Genomic DNA, 23,513 nt, shown 5'->3' with positions numbered 1-23,513 from the left:
TCCACCCCGGCTCCAGTTTCCTCATTCCCGGCCAGGGTCAGGACGGGCACAGCCTCCGGTATAGCGCAGACGCGCGACACTTCCCCGTACACCCGACGCCGGGTTGGCGAGCGCCTGCTCGCCGACAGTGTGCCTGCCGGTAACACCACTGGCATAGCACCCGACGCGGACCGGGGCGCCACATTCCGATTCCAAGCCGCTCCACACAAAAAACCCCGGTGGCAGAGGTTGATCTGCCAGCCGGGGTTGGAATGATGGTTCCCACGCTGAGCATGGGAACGGTTGGGGTGGATCAGTCAATCAGGATGTTCTGTACCTCCAGCTTCACTTCGGAACCGTTGTGCATAGCGGTGTAGGTGGTGAATGCACCATTATCAACACCCGCGCCCCAATCCCCTGCAAGCCCTACCGAATCCTCCTCATCCCCGAAGATCTGCAGCGTATTGCGGTCATCTGTCATGGCGAAAACATCTTCAATGCTCAGATTCTCGATTCGGTTCTCGCCGTCGATACTCAGGTCGATGATTTCGATATTGCGCAGGTGGGCTGCCAGCTCATCACCGTCCAAGCTCTCACCGAAACGCAGCTGCACGGTATCATCACCGCCACGCCCGTTAAGGATTCCCTGACCGGTCCAGAGCAGCTCATCAGCGCCCGACGTACCAAACTGGGCGGTGATGTTGGTGGTAACCGCAACCCCATCCCAGTCATCGTCAGTACCGTGCGTCCAATCCGATGGATCGACGCCGGCAACAGGCTGGCCTGTGCTTGCATCATATTCCTCGGTCCGGGCACGTACCTGCAGGTTGTTGATATCGCCCGCTGCCTGGACGAAGCCCAGTTGGTCTATCTCACCCTGGGTAAGGCCAGAGATGGTGTAGACATCGTTCACCTCATCGTATTCGACTCGATCCATGATCAGGTCTCCACCGACGTAGATGGCAGCGTGCTCACCCAGCCCTTTCAACTCAACCGTTGCCCGCTCTACGGACTCATCCGTAGCACCGGCCTTTCGCAGATCCTCGAAGCGGGCATTGAGGTTGAGACCGATGATCTCCCCCTCCCTGCCGAAGCTCGGCGTCGGAGCTATGGTCAGGCCATTGGCGACCGGCTCCACGGTTACGGAGAAGGTCTGTGAGTCGGTCCGCTCTTCTGACAGCGCACCTTCACCACTGATGACTACCAACTCCAGGTCCTCCAGGGTTCCGCTCCAGTTCTTCGGCGGCAGGATGGCAATGTAGTTCGGCAGATTACCGTCATCATCCAACTCCAACAGCCAGGTGTTGGTGCCCTCTCCCCCGGCGTTGTTGGCCAGCTCTGCCAACTCCGCCGAGGCGGCATCGTCACCGACGAAGACCAGGAAGTCATTGGGCAGGTTCTTCAGCAGAACAGCCAGCACGCTTTCCGAGCCATCGTCGTCTACCAGCCCACTACCAGTGACATTCAGCTGGATAGCCTCTTCCTTGCCGCCCGCCGTGGCAGGCTCATTGCCGACCACATCCGCCACGGCAAAGTCATAGCCACTGTTGACCGGGTTGATGCTGCCATCCTGGGTGGTCGTGGTGCGGACAGTATTGTCAGCGCCGGCCTCCCGGCCGACAACAGTGGCCTCGAGGGTGATATCGCCGCTGACATGCGGACCGGCAGGACGATAGGTCAGGTCGACGGTGTTGTCGCTATCCACATCAATGACGTAGTAAATGCCATCGGGTACTCCATCGACGCCCTCCACCTGCTCGGTCGCCAGCGGATTACCATCACTGTCCAGCAACTGTCCGCCAGCCATCCCGGCTGGCTCATTCAGTGTCAGGTACAGCTTGCCGTCGATCAGCGTCCAGTTCGGATCATCCGCCGAGTTGCTGACGTCGATATGGATGGCAAGATCCTGCCCTTCCTCAACCGCATCCATGGTGATGGTGATATCTGCCTCATCCGTCACCGGCTCCACCTCTTGTTCCACCCTGATGCTGTCCTGGGCGCGCGCACCGGATGGCGTATGGGTGGTCAGAGTGGCGTTATAGTCAAACGAGCCCTGATTATGGTTGAAGTCCGCCGGCGGTGTTACCGTGATGTTCTCCAGCAACGCCTGCAACTCGGCATCACCACCGGTACCGGACGCACTCCATACCTCCTGGCCATCGACCACGGTTCGCGTCATGCCGCTCACCTCGGTACCCGGTGGCAGGTCGGTCAGAGTGACGGTAAAGCCGCTGTCAACCACGCCCGTGTCATCGATCGAAGCCTCGATGGCCTGGTCGAGAGTGAAGGCAATATCCTCGGTCGGCTCGAAATCGGTCTGCTCCCATGTGACGATGATGGCAGGATCGTCGGGATCGCCTTCGGGGAAAGTCGTCGTCAGGGTTACATTCTGGCTTGCCCGTGTTTCCTGGCCATTACCGGCATCTTCGGTAACCACGGTGACGCCAATCTCGTGATCTTCCAATCCTCCTGCACTGCCATGCACCTGCAACCGGATATCCAGTTGCTGGGTACCATTGAAACTGCCAGCCGTAGGTATGAGTACCCAGGTGCCATCGCCAACGTAGTCAACGTCATAGTCCCCAGTAGCCACGACCACCACACCATCCGGCACGTTGTCCAGGATGACGCGGGTCAGCTGTTCACTGCCATCATAGTCACTGCCGGTATTACCGATATTGAGGTTGATGGTGGTATTGCCAGCCCCGTTCATGCTTATGTCAGCATCGGGAATGGCCAGCGTCACCTGATCGGTAATGGGGTTGACCGTGACATTGTAGGTATCACCGGTGCCCTCGCTGACATCCGCCATACCATCGTTGCCCCGATCGGTGATCACATAATGCACGCCAAACGACGCATCACCGTGCCAGTTTTCCCGGCCCTGCGCATAGATATTGTCGATGGCATCCCCGCTCAGCTTGTAGTAACCGTCCTCCAGCACGATGTGCGGGTTAGTGACATCAGCTGCCGCATCGGCCAGGGACTGGCCGCCCTGACCGTAGGTCAGGATCAGATCGTCGAGGCCGGCAAGATCGCTGGCATTGATCCACACCTCACTCAACACCTCATCAGTATCGCCATTGCGATGCTGAATACTGAAGTCCAGCCTGCTGCTGGCGTCTTCATCCAGAGAAGCCCCGAGGTTGATGGTGGCCTCCGGCGACGGACTGACCCGGACCTCGACCTGGTGCTGTTTGGTCAGCGAGTCGCCGTCATTCTCCGTTGTCACCGAAGACAGCTCGAAGCTCTGGATACCATTGAAGTTGGGCGGCGTAACCAGCTTGGCGTTGGCCAACTGGTCCTTGGTCAGCGACCACTCACGGCCGGTGCCGGTACCCCCCATAAAGGTACCGCCCTCGATACTGAAGCCCTCCGGCAGACCGCTGACCTTGAAGGTCAGCACCTCGGAAGTGTCGTTATCCTTCAGTTCTGCGCTGATGATCAGGTCCGTCAGTGCAATACCGCCATTGGCATCCACATCCGCTTCGGTGAAGGGCTCGACGCCGGGGTCATCGTAATCGATGAGTTCGATTTCCGCCGGATCGGCGACACCTTTAGGTGCGACTTTGATGTCCAGCGAATGGGGATCCGATTTGCTTATGTAAGGCGAATCAGGATCATCGGGCACCTCCAGCGTGTCGACCGAACGGGCTGTTACCTTCAGGTCGAACTCCTCGTTGGAATCCAACGGCGCCTGAATTTCCATGGCACCACCCTTCTCTGGATCGAAGTCGGCGAACTCAACTTTCCAGGTACCATCACCGTTATCGGTAACGGTAATACCCGCATCGATCAGGGCCTGATCATCAACGCTCTCGGCAGTAATCTCATGGCCGTCGTACCACAGGGTAGCCCCGTCCGGAATGCCATCGATATCCACCTCGAAGGTTTCCGATGGATCAGATGATTTCGGGCGGATGGACAAAGGCATGCGCTCATCCTCATTGCCTTCCACCCGCGCCGTGACGGTGGCGGTGACGGTATCGGCCCTGGGTGCGATCAGGACGTTGGTCAGCCAGGCCTCCCCACTGATCTGGGTATCGGCACGACTTTCATCACCCGGATAGTCCTCATCAAAGTCCACGGTCTTGGCCTGGACCCTGATTTCGAACATACCGGAGAAGTGGGGGGCTGCCTTGAATTGCAGGGTATCCAGGTACTCCAGAGGCACTTCGACGGGGCTGACACCATCAAAGATCTCGCTGTACTCACCGTTCGGCCCCCAGCGGAACTCCGAGCCGCTGGCATCGGCCTGACTACCATCGCCCGCGATCAGGTTTGGAGTCAGCAGGGCGAAGGTTTCCTCGCTGCCACTACCGACTGTACCGCCATTCTCCAGCCCTCGACCATCTTCGTTACTCCAATCGTCCTTCAGGTTGAAGTCGGCCTCCTGGCCCAGCATGAACCACTCATCTTCCGCGCCGGGCGTGGTGTAGTCACGGCCATCGGTCATGGTCAGGTCGGGCTGCCCGTTACCATCCGTGTCCCGATCGGCATTGCCAATATCCTCGACCCGCTCCCCTTTGGGTGTTACCTCTACCGTGATGGTCAGATCACGATAATCCGTATCAGACACCGGGTCGCCATCAACAGTATTGGTGTCTGTACTGGTTACCCGGACGACGATATCCTCATCCTTGCTGCTATGGGCTGGTGGCAAGACAGTGAAGTCGCCCAGCACCTCCTCCAAGTCTGTGCCGTTCGGAGAGGTGATGATGTAGGGATCAGCCGTTGTGCCAGTGCCTGTCATCGCCCAATCAGTACCCTGGCCCGCAGGCAGCTCAACCAGCGTCCAGCCATCGGGCAGGCTGAACTCAACCTCGGTGATGATTTCACTACCGGTGCCGGTATCGGTAACGCGAACATGCTGCAGGAAGGCCACCGCCATATCTTCTTCGGTGGTGACATCATCGGCTGTCACATCACCGCCCTGTGGATTGACTCGGAGATTGAAGTAAACCGAATCCGAGATCTGGGTTCCTACCGGGTTCGGACCATCATCGTCCTGATCCTGCGCATGCAGGGTGACCCGCACACCGTCAAGATCACCACTGAAGTCCGCCGGCGGCTCGATCACGATATCCGGCAGGCTGGGTGATGCACCGTTGTAGCTATTGGGAATCTCGACCGACACCGACTGGTCAGGCGTTGTAATCAACACGCCATCGACAGTCCAACCCACCGGCACCCCTGAGACCTCGAACCAGCGCTGCTCACTGCCATCGGTATCAGCGCCGCTGTTGCCATCCCCTGTCTCATCAAGCGTGATCTGCAGATAGTCCTTCAGATTGATGGAACCGTCTTCATCGAAAGCGGGCAGAGTCACTGCGTTAGCTATCGAATCCGCATCCACATAATTGTCATCGCCATTGTGGATTGTCAGGTCGATGCCGTCAGTCACGGCCTGGACATTGACGGTCACGCTGACGGTCGATTCGGCACCAGCAATCGGGTCGCCATTCACATCCACCGTCAATGGATTACCCGACTCGTCCACCTCATGGCTGGTCACGCTGACGTCAACGGTGAAGTTCGCACTGCTTTCCGCCGGGGGCAGCACCCCCAGCGCCTCGTATTGCGCGGTGGTGAGCGTCAATGTGCCGGTAGCACCATTGAAGTGCGGGCCATCTACATTGTCGCTGATAACAATGGTGATCGAGCCACTGCTATCAAAGCTGTGCAGGACGCTATTGCTATCGGTGCCATCCAGCAATTGCGCACCCGCCGGGAAGCCGCTGAGCGTAATTGGTCCCAGGCGTTCGGGGTTGTCGCCTGGCGTACCAGACCCATTCCGGTCAGTGTCGTCAGTCGTCTCCGGAGCATTCAGACCCAGGCCGATCGCAACGTCCTCATCCGTGGTCACCGAGGAGGCATCCACGGTCAGCTCCGGCGCATCCGCCACCGGAATGACATTGACGATCACCTTGGTCGTCACGTTGCCGGTGTGATCTTCGGCGACCGTGACGTAGAACTCGTCCGGATTATCGTGGTTGCTGTAGTCGTCCAGCGGTGTATAGGTGATCCGACCATCCTCATGGACAGTGACGGTGCCATGACCCACGTCGTAATCTGTGTTACTGCCATTGGGTGTGCCAGGAATAGCAGGCCCACCATCAGTCGTACTGATGGTGATGTTGTCCGGGCGTGCATCGGCCGAGGTGGTGAAGGGGCCATGGGACTGGTCTTCGAGCATGCTGATCTCGATTTCCGTCCGCGGGTTGTCATCCACCACTTCGACCACAAAGCTGCCACTGGCACGGTCGCCATCACCGTCGATCGCCTCGTAGTCAAAGGTCAGCTCATGATTCTGGTCAGAATCCCGGTGCAACATCGAGCCTTGCAGCTCGAAGCGGTAGCTGGCCTGACCGCTACCATCGACCGCCAGGGTAACGGTAAATATTGACTGCCCGCCACGGGTTGCGGTGATGGTGTCACCGTCGATGTCAAGATCGATATTGTCGTTGCCGCTGGCATCCAGCCAGGCGCGCAGTACCGCTTGATCAGCGGAGAATACCAGCGCGCCCTGTCCATCTGCACCGAAGTCCACATTCAGGTCGGCCTCGGCCACCGTGGAAAGGTCATCGGTCCCCTCCCCACTACCGGTCGGCAGATAGGCTTCATCTACCTCACCGGGCGCAGGTGCCGCACCGATGCTCGGACCATCATCCCTGAAACTGAAACGCCCACCGATATCCACCGAGGCAGCATCGGTATCGCCGTCACCATCAGTCGCGGTGGCGGTCAGCTTGAGGCTGCCGTCAGGCAGGCGGATTACGTCGTCATGGTCGTTCGGGTTGGTGTGGTGCAGGGGTCGAGTCTGCGTCAGGGTAACGTTGCCGTTGCCATCAACCGAGATGGTAAAGGCCGCCGGACCGATATCATCACCTACATGGCCCGTTACGGTCAGACCATCAGAGGATTCCACCAGAACAATCGGGTCACCAGTTTCGGTATCCACCAGGCCAGTTGCGGCAGTATCCACTTCCAGGGTGTAGACCAGACCATCCCCGTTATCACCATCCGCACCGAAGTGCTCGTTGAAGGCACCGGAGAAGTCAGCCGAGGCTGAAGTACCCATGCTGGTTTCATCCACCTGCACCTCGCCCAGCGCGTTACCGGTCAGGGTGACGCTGGGTATATCGTCGATGATGGTGATGATGACGGTGTTGGTGACCGTATTACCGTACTGATCTCTGGCGGTATAGGTGAATTCGTCGATTTCATCTTCGCCATCAATATCCTCGGTGCGACTAGTCAGGGTATAGCTGTAGCTGCCATCGGCATTGATGGTCAGGGTGCCAATACCGCTTGATTGATCACCTACGCTGCTCGGGTCCACAGTCCAGCCATCAGCCAGATTCAGACTGCCACCGGTGGTTTCCTTGTCCGAAGAAGAGTCGGAACCAGCGGAGAGGCCTGCTTCGTCGACAGTGCCGGTGGTATCACGCGAGATGCCGGTTACATCGTTCACATTGATGGTCAGGGTGGTCTCAACCAGATCCCCATCGGCATCACGGACGGTGTAAGTGAACACATCCTGCTCGTCGCCAGTCACTGCATTGGCGTTGGACTGATAGGTGTAGCTACCATCGGCATTGAGCGTCAGGGTACCGTAGGTCCCATTGATGGAAGTGCCCACGTTCCCGTTTTCTACCGGCCCACCCGTGCCGCTCACCACACCAACCACGGCATTGCCGTTGTCATGCCAGCCATCCGCACCGGCGTCGTCGTTGCCGAGCACATCGCCGCTTACGCTGCCTCCCTCGGTGACGGTTTCCTCGTCAGGTCGAGCGGTCGGTACGTCATCGACAATATTGATGACCAGGTTACCCGCTGGTGCCGCATCGCCATCCTGATCGGTGATTTCCACCGGGAAGCTGACCGAGGTGTTATCACCATCGGTCGTGCCTTCGAGCGTATAGCTGTAGTGGATACTGCCCTTGCCGGTGACCGGATCGTACTCGTAGCGGGCAGTCAGGCTTCCATCGGGACCTGTCGTGGAGAAGGTCTGATCGGTCTCGGTCAGGGTATGCCCACCCAGGCTGACAGTGCCGAGCCCATCCGCCGAGTTGAACTCGATGCTGCCACTGGTGGTGGCGCGACCGGGAATATTGTCCGAACCATCGGGCAGGCCGGACTCGTACACGGTGGTGCTGCCACTGCCTGCCGCGGGAATATCCACCGCAGGTGCACTGTCGGCGATGTTGATGGTCAGTTCGGCACTGGCGGTATCGCCATCGCCATCGGTGATGGTGTAGGTGAATACGTCCTGCACATCACCCGGCGTACCGGGGTTGCGCTGGTAGCTGTAGCTGCCGTCGGAATGGATGGTCAGCTTGCCGTAGTCGCCATCGATAACCAGGTTGCCGGTACCCGGTACCGCTGTCTCACTGGTGTCGCTTTCATGCCCGACGCCAGTAACCCTGGCACCGTCAGCCCCCTCGGTATCGTTGGTGAGGACGTTGCCGTTCTCTACCAGCTCGAATTCACCGGCTGCGACCTCGGCGGTGTCGTTAACGGCGGTAGGCACATCATCCACTACCTGGATGGTCAGGGTGCCGTTGACGGTTTCGTTGCCGGCATCGGTGACGCTCAGCGGAATATCCAGCAGTACGGCGTCATCGCCTTGGGCACTGTGAGTGCGCTCACCGGTCAGGGTGTAGGTGTATTGCAGTGTGCCGGAGGTCGGTACGCCGCCCACCAGATCACCACCGGTGAAGCCAGTCAGCACCAAGGTGCCGCCTTCGACCGGGATGGCTGCCGATGGGTTGCCCACGCTCAGATCCTGCAGTTCGACCAGGGTGAAGCTCCGCCCACCAATGGTGATGCTGGCAAGACCATCATCTGCACTGATCTGGATGCTGCCGGAAGTGATATGGCTGCCATCACCCGCCGTGGAACCACCCGCCAAGCCGCTTTCCTGTACGGTGTTATGGCCGTCGATAGCACCGTTGCCGTTGTCATCCGCTGGTACAATGCTCGGTGCGCCATCGGTATGACCGTCGATGGTGATGGTCAACTTGGCGGTATCGCTGTCGCCGTCTGCATCGGTCAGGGTGTAAGTGAACTCCTCGGCCAGCGTCTGGCCGGTCTTGAGCTTGTTGACCTCGGCATTCTCGTTGTTCAGCACATACTCATAGCTGCCGTCCGGCTCGATGGTCAGGGTACCGTACTCGCCTTCGATCACCAGAACGCCGTTGGGATCACTGTCATCGACCGGGTTGCCGCTGGTGCTGCTGATATCGGTGACCGTAGCGCCATCGGCGCCTTTGGTATCGGCGACACCACCATCTGGGTCACCTTCGATAACATTACCGGTTACCGATGGGCCATCCTCGGTGATGCTGCGGGTGTCGTCATTGGCTTGCGGTACGTCATCCACGATCCGCACTGACAGGGTGTCATTGACAGAGTCACCGTCCCGGTCAGTCAGAACAACCGGGATATCGTCGAACAGCTCGGTATCGCTGCTGCTCTGGTCATGGTGTTCCCGGTCGGTCAGGGTGTATTCGTAGGTGATACGTCCAGTGGCCGGGTCGTAGCCAGTGATTTCCAGAGTATGGCCCTGCGGTGTAGTGACCGTGGTGGTGCTGGTCAGGACGCCATTGGCGATAACGGTAACGCCACCCACAGTGAGGCTACCAATGCCATCGGGCGAGCTGATAGTGAAGTCACCGGTTTTGGTCAGTTGCGCGCTGTCCGGTGCGCTGCCATCAGCCAGATGTTTCTCTTCAAAGGTCAGCTCGCCGCCATTCAGTTTCGGTGTCAGGTCGCTGATGGTCGGCGTGGCATCGCCGATATTGATGGTCAGCGTGGCGGTGTCATCGTCGCCATCACTGTCGGTCAGGGTGTAGCTGAATACATCCTGCACACCGCCGGGAGTGCCGGGGTTGCGCTGGTAGCTGTAGCTGCCGTCGGCTTCGACGGTCAGCACACCATATTGGCCATTGATGGTCGTGGTGGAGCCATCGGTCGATACCGCTACCGGTGTTCCAGCCGGCTCTCCGACAGGGGTATTGACCACGCTGGTTACCGTCGCACCATCGGCCCCCTCGGTATCCTTGCCTGCGCCACCCAGGCCGCCATTGATCAGCTCTCCGGTAACTTCGGCATAGCTGCCGGCCGGGACGCTGTTGACGTCATCCTCCGCTACCGGCGCATCGTCGATGATATTGATGGTCACGGTGTTAGTGACGGTGTTGCCATTGGCGTCCGTGGTGACATAGGTAAAGCTGTCGGTGGTGGTGTTGCCACTGGTATTGCCCGTCAGGATATAGGTGTAGCTGCCATCCTGGTCGATGGTGAAGGTGCCGTGGGTGCTGGTGCCGCTGTCAGGCACGACTTCCAGACCGGGCGGCAGGATGACCTGGCCGGTGGTGGTATGGCTGTTATCGCCCTCGGTGGAGCCGCCAGCCAGGCCGCTCTCGTTAACACTGTCGTTCGGCGTGATGATGGGTGGCAGGCTGACATCCGTTACGTTGATGGTCAGCGTGGTATGGGACAGGTCACCATCGTCGTCACGTACGGTGTAGGTAAATATATCCACTTCATCGCCAGTCACAGCGTCAGCGGTGGATATGTACTCATAGCTGCCGTCGGCATTCAGGACCAGGTAGCCATACTGGCCATCGATCCGACCACCAACGCCGCCACTGCTGTTGGCATTGGTGTCACCCGCAGCCACACCGACCACGGCACCGGTGCCGGCCCAGCCATCGGCACCGGCGGTATCGTTTGCCAGTACACCGTTGTCGGCGTCCACAGTGAGAGTCTCGCCTTCGGTAACAGTGCCGTTGTCGGGGGCGGCGGTGGGAGTATCGTCGATGATATTGATGATCAGCGTGCCATCGGCCTCATCGCCACCGGCATCGATGACGGTCAGCGGAATCTGCTCGCTGTTGTTGCGACCAACGGTCGGGTCTGCCGGATCAGCCGGGGTGTTCTGCACCTCTTCCAGCTCGTAGCTGAACTTGAGCTCACCCTCGGTCGGCACACCACCGACCCGGTCAGCCGGATCAACCACGAACTCGGTCAGGATCAGCTTGCCCTCGGGAGTGTCGATCTCGATATGGGTATCGGGATCAGCCGGGTCCAGCGCTTCCAGCTGGGCCAGGCTGACAGACGTGCCACCGATAACCAGGCTGCCCAGGCCATCGGGCGCGGTAATGGTGATGCTGCCATCGGTGATATGACTGCCGCTGCTATCCCCGTTCATCAGGCCGCGCTCGTATACGGTGGCGTGGCCGTTGGTCAGGAAGTCATTCGGATCATCATCATTGCCATCTTCCGGCGTGATGGTCGGTGCGCCATCGGTGTTGCCGTTGATGGTGATGGTCAGGGTGGTGCTATCGGCATCACCGTCACTGTCGGTGATGGTGTAGGTGAACACGTCCTGGGGCGTATCGCCATCCTTGAGCGCATTGACCTTGGCGCTGTCGTGCAGCTCGTAGGTGTAGTCCCCATTCGGCAGGATGGTCAGGGTGCCGTATTCACCGTCAATCACCAGGGTCCCGCCGGCATTGCTGGCGGTATTGCCCGGCTCGTTGTTGCTGCTGACATTGGTGACAGTGGTGATATCCGCACCGATCTCATCCTCGCCGGCACCGGGATCGGTGATCAGGTTGCCGCTCAGCGGTGAGCCATCCTCGTCGATACTGCCAATGTCCGGGTTGGCGGCGGGCGCGGTATCGGTGATGAGGATCTCCAGGTCAGACGGAGCAGAAGTATCGCCACCCCTGTCAGTCACGGTGATCGGGAAGCTGTCGGTGACGCTGTTATCACCGCCGCTGTGATCCTTGCTGTTGCCCGTCTGCTGGTATTCGTAGCTGACTTTGCCGGTGACCGGGTCATAGCCAGTCAGGGTCAGAGTGCCTTCAGCACCCGGGATGCTAACTGGTGCCGTGGTCAGGTCGGCCAGCCCGGCTTCTGTGATGGTTGTGCCAGCAACGCTGATCGACTCCAGGCCATCCGGCGCAGTGACGGTGAACTCGCCGGTCACCGGTGCGGTGGCGTCCTCGGCAATGCTGTTGTGACCGACCTCAAGACCGTTGTGATCGGTGATACTCACGCCCGGTACGCCATCGGTACGACCGTTGATGGTGATGGCCAGCTCAGCGCTGTCGCTATCGCCGTCCCCGTCAGTCAAGGTATAGGTGAACACTTCCCGCAGGTCGTCGCCATCCTTGAGACCGTTAACGTCAGGGTGGTTGTTGTCCAGCTCGTAGGTGTAGAAGCCATCCGGGCGGATGGTCAGGGTGCCGTACTGGCCTTCGATTACCAGGTCACCATTGGGCAAGGTGATCATGCTGTTGCCGGTCGCGGCGTTGCCGATCTCGGTAACCGTCGCACCGTCGGCACCTTGGGTATCAGCCTCGTCACCTGTCGAAGCACTGGGGCCACCGATGACGTTGCCGCTTACCGCAAGCTCATCTTCGGTGATGGCGTTTTCGTCATTTACTGCCACCGGCTCATCGTCGATGATCTCGATGATCACGGTGTTGGTGACGGTGTTGCCATTGGCGTCCGTACTGACGTAGGTAAAGCTGTCGGTGGTGTTATCCCCCGAGGTGTTCCCGGTCAGGGTATAGGTGTAGCTGCCATCCTGGTCGATGGTGAAGGTGCCATGCTCCGTGGTGCCGCTGCCGGGTATGACTTCCAGGCCCGGCGACAGGGTAACCTGTCCAGTGGCGATGTGATCATCATCCCCTTCGCTGGTCCCTCCCACCAGGCCACTTTCGTTGACACTGGTGGTCGTATTCTCCGGATTCAGGCTGACATCGGATACGTTGATAGTCAGCGTGGTATGGGACAGGTCACCATCACCATCACGCACGGTGTAGGTGAATACGTCCACCGCATCAGCGGTAGTCGCATCGGCGGTCGATACGTAGGCATAGCTGCCATCGGCATTCAGGATCAGATAACCATATTGGCCATCGATTCTGCCGCCGACACCGCCACTGCTGTTGGCATTGGTGTCACCCGCAGCTACACCAACCACGGCACCGGTGCCAGCCCAGCCATCGGCACCGGAGGTATCGTTATCCAATACGCCATCGGCGGCGTTCACCGTAAGGGTGGCGCCTTCGATGACATTGCCGATGTCGGCAACAGCAGTCGGTACGTCATCCATCACCTGGATGGTCAGGGTACCGTTGGCTGTTTCGTTGCCGGCATCGGTGACGCTCAGCGGAATATCCAGCAGCAGCGATTGGTCCTCACCGCCGCTGTGGGTACGCTCACCAGTCAGGGTGTAACTGTATTCCAATGTGCCGGAAGTCGGTACGCCACCCACCAGGTCACCACCGGTAAAGCCGGTCAGCACCAGGATGCCACCGTCGACCGGGATGGCTGCCGATGGGCTGGAGCTCAGATCTTGCAGTTCAGCCAGGGTGAAGCTCTGACCGCCAATGGTGATGCTGGCCAGGCCGTCACCGGCGCTGATCTGGATGGCACCATCGACGATATTGCTGTCATCACCCGCCGTGGAGCCACCTGCCAGACCGCTTTCCTGTACGGTGTTGTGGCCATTGATAGCGCCATTACCGTTGACATCATCCGGAGTGATGCTCGGCGTACCGTCGGTGTTGCCGTTGATGGTGATGGTCAGCCTGGCGGTATCGCTGTCGCCATCCGCATCGGTCAGCGTGTAGGTGAACTCCTCGGTCAGCGTCTCGCCGGCCTTGAGTTTGTTGACCTCGGCACTGTCGTTGTTCAGCTCATAGGTATAGCTGCCGTCCGGCTCGATGGTCAGAGTGCCATACTCGCCTTCGATCACCAGAATGCCGCTGGGGTCGCTGTCATCGACCGGGTTGCCGCTGGTACTGCTGATATCGGTCACCGTGGCGCCGTCGGCGCCTTCAGTATCCGCCTCATCACCTGCAGACGCACCAGAACCACCGATGACGTTGCCGCTTACCGCAAGCTCATCTTCGGTGATGGCGTTGACGTCATCCTCGGCCACCGGCACATCATCGATGATGTTGATCACCAAGTCGCCGGTACCGGTGCCACCACCGGCATCGGTAACCTCCAGCGGAATGGTCTCGGTGCTGTTGCGGCCCGCATCCGGATCAGCCGGATCGGCTGGGGTGGTCTGCACCTCTTCCAGCTCGTAGGTGAACTGCAGTTCACCCTGGGTCGGTACCCCACCCACGGCGTCGGTGACATCGAAGCCGGTCAGGGTCAGCTTGCCCTGGGGAGTATCGATCTCGATATGGGTGCTGGGATCAGTGGGATCCAGCGCTGCCAGTTGGGTCAGGTCGACCGGTACACCACCGATAGTGATGCTCTCCAGACCATCGGGGGCGCTGATGGTCACGCTACCATCGTTGATATGACTGCTATCGCTACCGGTCAGGCCGCGCTCATGTACGGTGACATGGCCCTGGGTAGTGATATCGACCGGCACATCCGGACCATTGACATCCTCAGGTACGATGGTCGGTGCGCCGTCGGTACGGCCGTTGATGGTGATGGTCAGATCAGCAGTGTCACTGTCACCGTCGCCGTCAGTCAGGGTGTAGGTGAATACATCCTGCAAATCATCGCCGTCTCTGAGAGCGTTGACGTCGGGGTGATCATTGTTCAGTTCATAAGTGTAGAAGCCGTCCGGGCGGATGGTCAGGGTGCCGTACTCGCCTTCGATCACCAGGTCGCCGTTGGGCAATGCGGTCATGTTATTGCCGGTCGCTGCGTTGCCGATATCGGTAACCGTAGCGCCGTCAGCCCCTTCGGTATCGGCCTCGTCGCCTACCGATGCACTGGGGCCACCGATGACATTACCGGTCACCAACAGCTCATCTTCGGTAATGGCGTTTTCGTCACCCACTGCCACCGGCACATCGTCAATGATATTGATCACCAGATTGCCGGTACCGGCGCCACCACCGGCATCGGTAACCTCTAGCGGAATGGTCTCGGTGCTGTTGCGGCCCGCATCCGGATCAGCCGGATCGGCTGGGGTGGTCTGCACCTCTTCCAGCTCGTAGGTGAACTGCAGTTCACCCTGGGTCGGTACCCCACCCACGGCGTCGGTGACGTCGAAGCCGGTCAGGGTCAGCTTGCCCTGGGGAGTATCGATCTCGATATGGGTGCTGGGATCAGTGGGGTCCAGCGCTGCCAGTTGGGTCAGATCGACCGGTACACCACCGATAGTGATGCTCTCCAAACCATCGGGTGCGCTGATGGTCACGCTGCCATCGTTGATATGGCTGCTATCGCTGCCGGTCAGGCCGCGCTCATGTACAGTGACATGGCCCTGGGTAGTAATATCGGCCGGCACCTCCGGACCATTGACATCCTCGGGTACGATGGTCGGTGCGCCGTCGGTATTACCATTGATGGTGATGGTCAGCGTGGCGGTATCGCTGTCGCCATCCGTGTCGGTCAGGGTATAGGTGAACTCCTCGGTCAGCGTCTCGCCGACCTTGAGTTTGTTGACCTCGGCACTGTCGTTGTTCAGCTCATAGGTATAGCTGCCGTCCGGCTCGATGGTCAGGGTGCCGTACTCGCCCTCGATCACCAGGATGCCGCTGGGGTCACTGTCATCGACCGGGTTGCCGCTGGTACTGCTGATATCGGTTACCGTGGCGCCATCGGCACCCTGCGTGTCGGCTACATCATTGGCTGAGCCGCCAGTGATGACATTGCCAGCGATGGACAGGTCATCTTCGGTGATGGCATTGGCATCATCCATGGCTGTCGGCGCATCGTCGATGATCCGAATCACCAGGTCCTGACTGTCACTGTCGCTATCACGGTCATTGACGGTGATCCTGATGGTGTCGTCGGTCGACTCACCATCGCCCGCCGTATTGTCCGGAGCACTGGTCAGGGTGTATTCGTAATCAACGGTGATGGTGCCATCAGCGTTCAGGGTATAACCATTGAGTAGCAGTTCACCGTATTCGGTGGTGATGGACTGGCTGTTGTTGCCCAGGTCTTCGACCTCGGCCTTTCTCAGAATCAGGGTGTTGCCAGCCACCTCGAAGGTAATGGCGGCAGTGTCATCCAGGCCATCCAGTGCGCTCAGGGTGAAGCTGGATTCGACACGGGTATCAGCAACATCTGTAGCCGAGCCGCCGTGCAGGCCGCTTTCGAACACCATATGGTCGTTGACATTGCCACGTGCCGGGTCATTCGGGTCGGCTGGGTCATTGACCACCGGGTAGTTGGGGTCGGTCGGATCGGTCGGGTCCGGTACCTTCACCGTGACATCATCGTTGCTGCCGTTGATGGTGATGGTCAGCTTCGCATCGCTGCTGTCGTTGTCACCGTCGGTCAGGGTGTAGCTGAACACCTCCTCCAGCGCTTCATTCTCGCCAAGCCCCTGAATAGCCAGATTGGTGTTATCCAGTTCGTAGCTATAGGAACCGTCCGGGCTGATAGTCAGAGTGCCGTACTGGCCCTCTATCACCAGGTCGCCGTTGGGCTGCAGGATCGAGCTATTGGCCGTTACATTATCGCTGGTGATGCCGGTGATCTCGGCACCATCGGCGCCCAGAATATCGGCCACGTCGCCTGTCGAGCCATTGGCAATGACGTTGCCGGTTACCGGCGCGGTGACATCTTCAGTGATGCTGTTGCTGTCGTCACGGGCTGCCGGTGCATCGTCGACGATCTTGATGCTCAGGGTGGCCTCGTCGGTGCTGCCATCGATATCGGTGACGCGAATACCGATTTCATCACGGCTGTCGTCACCGCTTACCTGCGGGGCACGTTCCAGGGTGTACTGGTAGTCGATGGTGATGGTGCCATCGGCATTCTCGGTGTAGCCGTTGAGTTCCAGCTTGCCGTACTGGGTATCCAGTACCTGATAGCTGTTGCCCAGTTGTTCAAGCTGCTCCCTGCCCAGGTTCAGGGTACGAGTCTCGCCATTGATATTGGTGTAGGTCAGTACCACCGCGCCGCTGTTGCCCAGGCCGTCCGGGGCGGTCAGGGTGAAGCTGGACTCGACCTTGAGGTCATCCGCCTCCGGTGCCGAACCATTGGCCAGGCCGCTTTCGAATACCACATGATCGTTGACGTTGCCGTCGGCGATAGTGGCATCATCGACTATGGGCACATCCACATCGACCGGGTCATCGGTGGGAGTCACGGTAATGTTCAGCTCAGCCGTATCGATACCACCCTCCCCATCGCTGACGGTGTAGGTCACGGTGGGAACATCGCCATGCCAGTTTGGCTCGGGGACGAAGTGGTAGCTGCCGTCATCGTTGAGCAGCAGTTCGCCTACATCGAGAATGACGGCGATCTCACCGGCATTGTAGGTCTGCCCCTCCACGGTGAACTCGACGACGGTCAGTTGCTCATCGCCATCCGGGTCGCTGTCGTTGGCCAACACGCCATTGGCGGCATCGACGTGCAACGGGGTGTCTTCCAGTGTGGTGTTGGTGTCGTTCTCAGCTACCGGCGGCGGATTACCAACGGTCCAGGTGAAGGTCGCATCAGTACTGTTGCCAGCCTCATCGGTCACGGTGATGGTGACGCCGTATTGGCCATCGGCCTGGCCATCGCTGTCGCTGTCTCGCTGGCTGGCGGAATGGTCGATGGTGCCGCTGATAACACCGGTTACCGGGTCGATGCTCAAGCCTGTGGGCAGGCCAGCAGCGCTGTAGGTCAGGCTCGTGCCGCTGATTGCATCATTGAAATAGGTGCTGATATCCAGACTGATCTGGTCCGCATCCATGTCGTTCTGGTCGACGATGAGCGTAGCGACCGGGGGCAGGTTGTCCACCGGCTTGCTGTCGGTATCGGTACCGGAGTTACCCGCCGGATCGGTGATGGTGGCGGTGACCGGGACTTCGGTGTCGCCCGGCGCTACCGGCACCTGAACGGTGACACCATTATCCAGATCGTCCTGGGTGACCGGACGTTCGAGCAGAACGTTGCCATCCTTGTCGGTGACCACCAGCGTATCGCCTACTTCCACGGTCGGGCCGGGGGTGACCAGGGCCGGCACCGTACCGTCGGGGCCAATTTCTTCTTCGTTGTACACACCGTCCGGGCCGGCGCCCTGCAGTTCGACCGTCACCGTGGGTACGATATTATCCACCGGCTTGTTGTCGGTATCGGTACCGCTGTTACCCGCCGGGTCGGTGATGGTGGCGGTAACCGGTACTTCGGTGTCGCCGGGGGATACCGGCACCTGAACGGTGACACCATTATCCAGGTCGTCCTGGGTGACGGGGCGGTTCCACAGGATATTGCCATCCTTGTCGGTGACCACCAACGTATCGCCCACTTCCACGGTCGGGCCGGGAATGACCAGCGCCGGCACGGTGCCGTCCGGACCGATCTCTTCCTCGTTATACACACCGTCCGGACCTGCGCCCTGCAGTTCGACGCTGACGGTGGGTACGGTGTTGTCCACCGGCTTGTTGTCGGTATCGGTACCGCTGTTACCCGCCGGGTCAGTAATGGTGGCGGTGACCGGGATCTCGGTGTCGCCCGGCGCTACCGGCACCTGGACGATGACACCGTTGTCCAGGTCATCCTGGGTTACCGGGCGCTCCAACAGGATATTGCCGTCCTTGTCGGTGACTACCAGATTGTCGCCTACCTCTACGGTCGGGCCGGGGGTGACCAGGGCCGGCACCGTACCATCCGGGCCAATTTCTTCTTCGTTGTACACCCCGTCCGGGCCAGCGCCCTGCAGTTCGACCGTCACCGTGGGTACGATATTATCCACCGGCTTGTTGTCGGTATCGGTACCGCTGTTACCCGCCGGGTCGGTGATGGTGGCGGTAACCGGTACTTCGGTGTCGCCGGGGGATACCGGCACCTGAACGGTGACACCATTATCCAGGTCGTCCTGGGTGACCGGACGTTCGAGCAGGACGTTGCCGTCCTTGTCGGTCACCTTGAGGACGTCGCCGATTTCGACCTTGTCGTCCAAGGTCACTTCCGCCGGCACGGTACCGTCCGGGCCGATCTCTTCCTCGTTGTACACACCATCCGGGCCGGCACCCTGCAGCTCGACGCTGACACCGGGCACATCGTTATCCACCAGCTTGTCATCACGGTCAGTGCCGGTGAAGCCCTGGGGTGTGGTGACGGTGGCTTCGACCGTGACGTTGCGATCGCCTGGCTCAACCGGTACTTCGACGGTGACGCCGTCGCGCAGGTCTTCGGCGGTAACCGGGCGGTCGAGCAGGATATTACCCTTGCCATCCTTGATCACCAACTGATCGCCTTCGCGTACCCGATCGTCGAGGGTCACCTCGGCGGGGACGGTGCCATCCGGGCCGATCTCTTCTTCGTTGTACACGCCGTCGGGGCCGGCGCCCTGCAATTCGATGCTGAGACCGGGTTTGCGGGCAGCCGGGCCGGTTTCATGGCGCTCATCGCCTCCGCGATGCTCGCGCCACTCATCCGGCATGAAGCCGCGGTCGGGCAGGCTCATGCCCAGCGGGCGCAGCACTTCCTGGATACGGGCGACGGTCAGTGGCGTGATGCCGTCGGCTTCGATGATTTCGTTGATGCGCACCAACTGGACGAAGTTGTGGCCTTCCGGCTCGCCGCTTGCCTGTGCGGGCTGGGCCTGGGGCTGCCCGCGATCTTCAGCTGCCGGGCGTGGTGTCGAGGGTGGCAGCTCGGCCTGGGCCGCCTCAGCCGCCTCGCCTACGGTCTGCTGCTGTTCACCGAGGAAGGTCAGGACCTGGTTGTCGCCGAAATCGAGATCGACCCGGGCGCCCGGCTCGGTGATCAGCATTTCATCGCCGCGCAGGCGATCACCGACCTTGATCTCACGACGTTCACCATCGGCAGCTACAGCCCAGGCACGGCCAGTCAGGTTTACCACGGTTGCCAAAGTGTTCATAACGACCTCGATCACGGATATCAATGCGGCGTTAGCCGACGGTTACAATAGGGTTCAGCGCTCGCTCAAGGCATTGGCCTTGGCGCGCAGCAGGGGTTTAAGCAGGTACGACAGAATGCTTTTCTTGCCGGTCATGATGTCCAGCTGTGCGGTCATGCCGGGGATCACCGACAGCCGTTCGATGAACTCGCTGTCGGTGGTCATGGCCCGCACCAGGTAATAGGTGTTGTCGCGCTCGTCGGTAATGGTGTCGGCGCTGATATGCTGCAGGGTCGCGGATACCCCGCCGTAGATGGAAAAGTCATAGGCGTGCAGCTTGATGGTTGCCGGCAACCCCGGCCGCAGGAAGGCGATGTCCTTGGGTGCGATCTTCGCTTCCACCAGCAGGCGGTCGTCGGCGGGAACGATTTCGATCACCGTGGAGCCCGGCTGCACCACGCCACCGATGGTGTTGTACAACAGCCGCTGCACAGTACCGCTGACCGGCGAGCGGATCTCCGCATGCTTGACCCGGTCGGCCAGGCCGTCGACGTTCTGGCTCAGACTGTTGAGTTCAGCGCTGGCCTGGCTCAGCTCGGCACGCCACTGGTTGCGCATGCTCAGCTCCACTTCGGCCTGGCGCGCTTCGGCCTCCTGGATGCCGGCCTCGGCCTGGCGGGAACGGGCCGCTGCCGAGCGCCGCTCGCCGTCCGCGGCGGCCTGGTCCCGCTCCAGACGCAGGATGTCGATTTCCGAGACGGCGCCGGAGGCCAGCAGCGGCCGGGTGACATTCAGCTCCTGGCTGGACATGCGGTAGGCCTGTTCGGCGGCGCGCAACCGGGCCTGGGCCTCGCTGAGTTCCTGGCGCCGCTGGGCGTGCTGTTCCCGGGCAACCGACAGCCGTTGCTCCAGTTCACCGATGCTGGCGTAGTAGTAGTTTTCTTCCTGCACCAACACCTGCTGCTGTGCCGGGGTGAGGCTGTCATCCATGATCGCCCCATAGGGCTGGTCGTTGATCAGGGCACGCAATCGCGCGACCTTGGCACGCAGGGCAAAGGCGCGCACGCTGCCTTCCTGGAAGTTGGCGACGAAGCGGGTCGGGTCGATCCGCACCAGCACATCACCCCGCGCCACCTGCTCGCCTTCGCTGACCAGTACCTCCTGCACCACGCCACCGTCCATCGATTGCACGATCTGCAGCTGCTGGGAGGGAATCACCTTGCCTTCGCCCCGGGTCACTTCGTCCACCTTGGCCAGCGCAGCCCAGACCAGCAACAGCACACAGATCAGCGCGATCACATACAGCAGGCCACGGGCGCGGAACACCTGCTGCGCCTCGATCGCCTGTTCGGCATCGACCTGCCAGTTGCCGGACTGGCGGCCAAAGGCGGCAAACAGGGGCGCGAACAGCCGGTCGACCCCCGGCTTGCCCACGGCACCCACAGCAGACAACTGCTCAAGGCGCTCGAAGCTGCGCTGCTCGACAAGCTTGTTTTCGACGCTGCTGACGATGTTCTGCTCGCTCATGGTGCCGCTCTCGCGATGCTGCCCTGCTCCAGCGCCTGTATCACCTTCTGTTTCGGGCCATCGGCAATGATCTGTCCGGCATCCATGACGATCAGCCGGTCGACCATGTCCAGCAGGCTGGTGCGGTGGGTGATCAGCAGCAGGGTCCGGCCCTGGCTGAACTGGGCCAGGGATTTACGCACGTGGTTCTCCAGCACGCTGTCCATGGAGCTGGTGGGCTCATCGAGCAGCAGTATGCTGCTGTTACCCATCACCGCACGGGCGACCGCCACAGCCTGACGCTGACCGCCGGACAGACGGCTGCCCCGCTCGCCCACCGGCATCGACAGGCCGTCGGCGTGGGCACCGACCAGCGCCTTGAGCCCGGCGAGATTGATCGCTTCGTGCAGCCGTTCGTTGCTCGGCCGCTCCACCCCCAGGGTGATGTTGTCGTAGACGCTGCCACTGAGCAGCTGCACTTCCTGGGGCATGTAGCCGATACTGCGGCGCAGCTCGGCGGGGTCGATCTGCTCCAGATGCACCCCATCGACCAGCACCTGGCCCGAGGTGGGCCGGTACAGGCCGAGGATGATCTTTTCCAGCGTGGTCTTGCCGGAGCCGACACAGCCGAGAATGCCGACCCGCTCACCCGCGCGGATATGCAGGGAGACGCCATTCAGCGCGCTGCGCTGTTCATCCGGGTAGCTGAAACTGACATTGCGCAGTTCGATCTCGCCGCGCAGGCGCGGGCGGCTGATGATCTGCTTGCCGGGCGTGCGTTCCTGCTCGTTGCCCATGATCTGTTCCAGCGAACCCAGCGCAGTGGCTGCCTGGTAATACTGGGTCAGCAGCGAGGCGGTCTGGGAGACCGGTGCCATGGCCCGCGATGAGAGCATGTAGGCGGCGATCAGGGCACCCTGACTCATCTGACCATCGATCACCAGATACACCCCGACGATGATCATGCTGACCGCAACCAGTTGCTGGATCCAGGAGGCCAGCGCGCCGACCGAGACGCCCAGCATGCGCTGCTTGCCGGAGCAGCCGGAGAGGAAGCGGGTGGCTTGCTCCCAGCGCGCCTGCATGCGGCTGGTGGCGTTGAAGCTCTTCAGCGTTTCCATCGCATCCAGGCTTTCGATCAGGCCGGCGTTGCGCTGGGCGCTGGCCTGGCTGGAGGTCTCGCTCAGTTGCCGCATCCTGGCCTGCACCGACAGGGCGTAGAGCACGATCAGCGCCGCACCTACCAGTACCGGAATGGCCATGACCCAGGAGATCAGCATGATGATCAGGACGAACAGCAGGAAGAACGGCAGGTCGACCAGCGCCGTCACCGTCATCGAGCCGATGAACGAGCGCACCGACTCGAAGGATTGCACATTGGCGGCGAAGGAGCCGACCGACGCCGGGCGGTGCTCCAGGCGCATGCCCAGAATCCGCCGCATGATACGCGCCGACAGCTTGATATCGGCGCGGCTGGCGGCCAGCTCGACGAACCAGCTGCGCAGCAGGCGCAGGACCAGATCGGCGCAGACCACGATGGCGGCACCAATGGCCAGCACCCAAAGCGTATCGGTGGCCTGGTTGGGCACCACCCGGTCATACACGTTCATCACGAACAGCGGCATGGCCAGGGCGAACAGGTTGATGAACAACGCAGCCAGCAGGATATCGCGGTACACCGGGCGGTTGGTGCGGATCACGCTCCAGAACCAGTGCCCACGGCTGTCATCCTCGGCATCCAGGATAATGTCGCCATCGGCGGCGCGGAATGCCGGTCGGCAGTAGATCACCAGACCGGTGTAACTGTCGTTGAACTCCTTCAGCGCCAGCTGTTGCGGCTGCATGTCCAGCTCCGGCAGCAGGACATCGACCGTACCGGCCTGCAGGTCGAGCTGCTGCACCACACAGGCGCGATTGTCCTTGAGCAACACGACACAGGGCAGCAGCATGCGGTTGAGCTTGCCCAGCGGCTGCCGGGCGAGCCGGGCTACCAGCCCGACCCGCTGCGCCGCCTCGGCAAATAGCGAAGGCGACAGGCGACCTTCCACCAGCGCAAGGCCATCGACGATGGCATCACGACTGGTGACAGTTCCATGCCGGCCAGCCAGCCATGACAGGCAGGCTGCCAGTGCATCGTCAGGCGCTGTATCCATGTTCAGCTCGAAGACTCCTCAGCCGATAGTGCATTCCATGTGGCGCGCGCCAGTGACTCCGTGCCTGTGGA

The 23,513-nt window shown here is 60.7% G+C and carries 3 protein-coding genes; all 3 read right to left on the bottom strand.

The window, feature by feature from the left end; genetic code table 11:
* Nucleotides 1-292: 292 nt before the first annotated feature.
* Genes CQ007_RS06260 through CQ007_RS06250 form a run of 3 tightly spaced genes read right to left on the bottom strand, consistent with a single transcriptional unit; the run spans nucleotide 293 to nucleotide 23,442 of the window.
* The gene (locus tag CQ007_RS06260) at nucleotides 293-19,804 is read right to left on the bottom strand and encodes a VCBS domain-containing protein (RefSeq protein ID WP_105644247.1); all 19,512 of its coding nucleotides are present in this window, start codon (nucleotides 19,802-19,804) and stop codon (nucleotides 293-295) included.
* A gap of 54 nt (nucleotides 19,805-19,858) precedes the next feature.
* Nucleotides 19,859-21,310, bottom strand: coding sequence for an HlyD family type I secretion periplasmic adaptor subunit (locus CQ007_RS06255; protein WP_105644245.1), 1,452 nt, complete (start codon nucleotides 21,308-21,310; stop codon nucleotides 19,859-19,861).
* Complete coding sequence (locus tag CQ007_RS06250) at nucleotides 21,307-23,442, bottom strand: type I secretion system permease/ATPase (protein ID WP_105644243.1); 2,136 nt, start codon at nucleotides 23,440-23,442, stop codon at nucleotides 21,307-21,309. Before CQ007_RS06250 ends, CQ007_RS06255 begins: the two co-directional genes overlap by 4 nt.
* Nucleotides 23,443-23,513 lie beyond the last annotated feature (71 nt).

Origin of the sequence: Pseudomonas sp. MYb185 (genome assembly GCF_002979975.1) — a bacterium.
In the GTDB taxonomy this organism is placed as follows: domain Bacteria; phylum Pseudomonadota; class Gammaproteobacteria; order Pseudomonadales; family Pseudomonadaceae; genus Halopseudomonas.
Note: the sequence above shows the minus strand (reverse complement) of the source record. Positions and strands in the feature narration are given on the sequence as shown.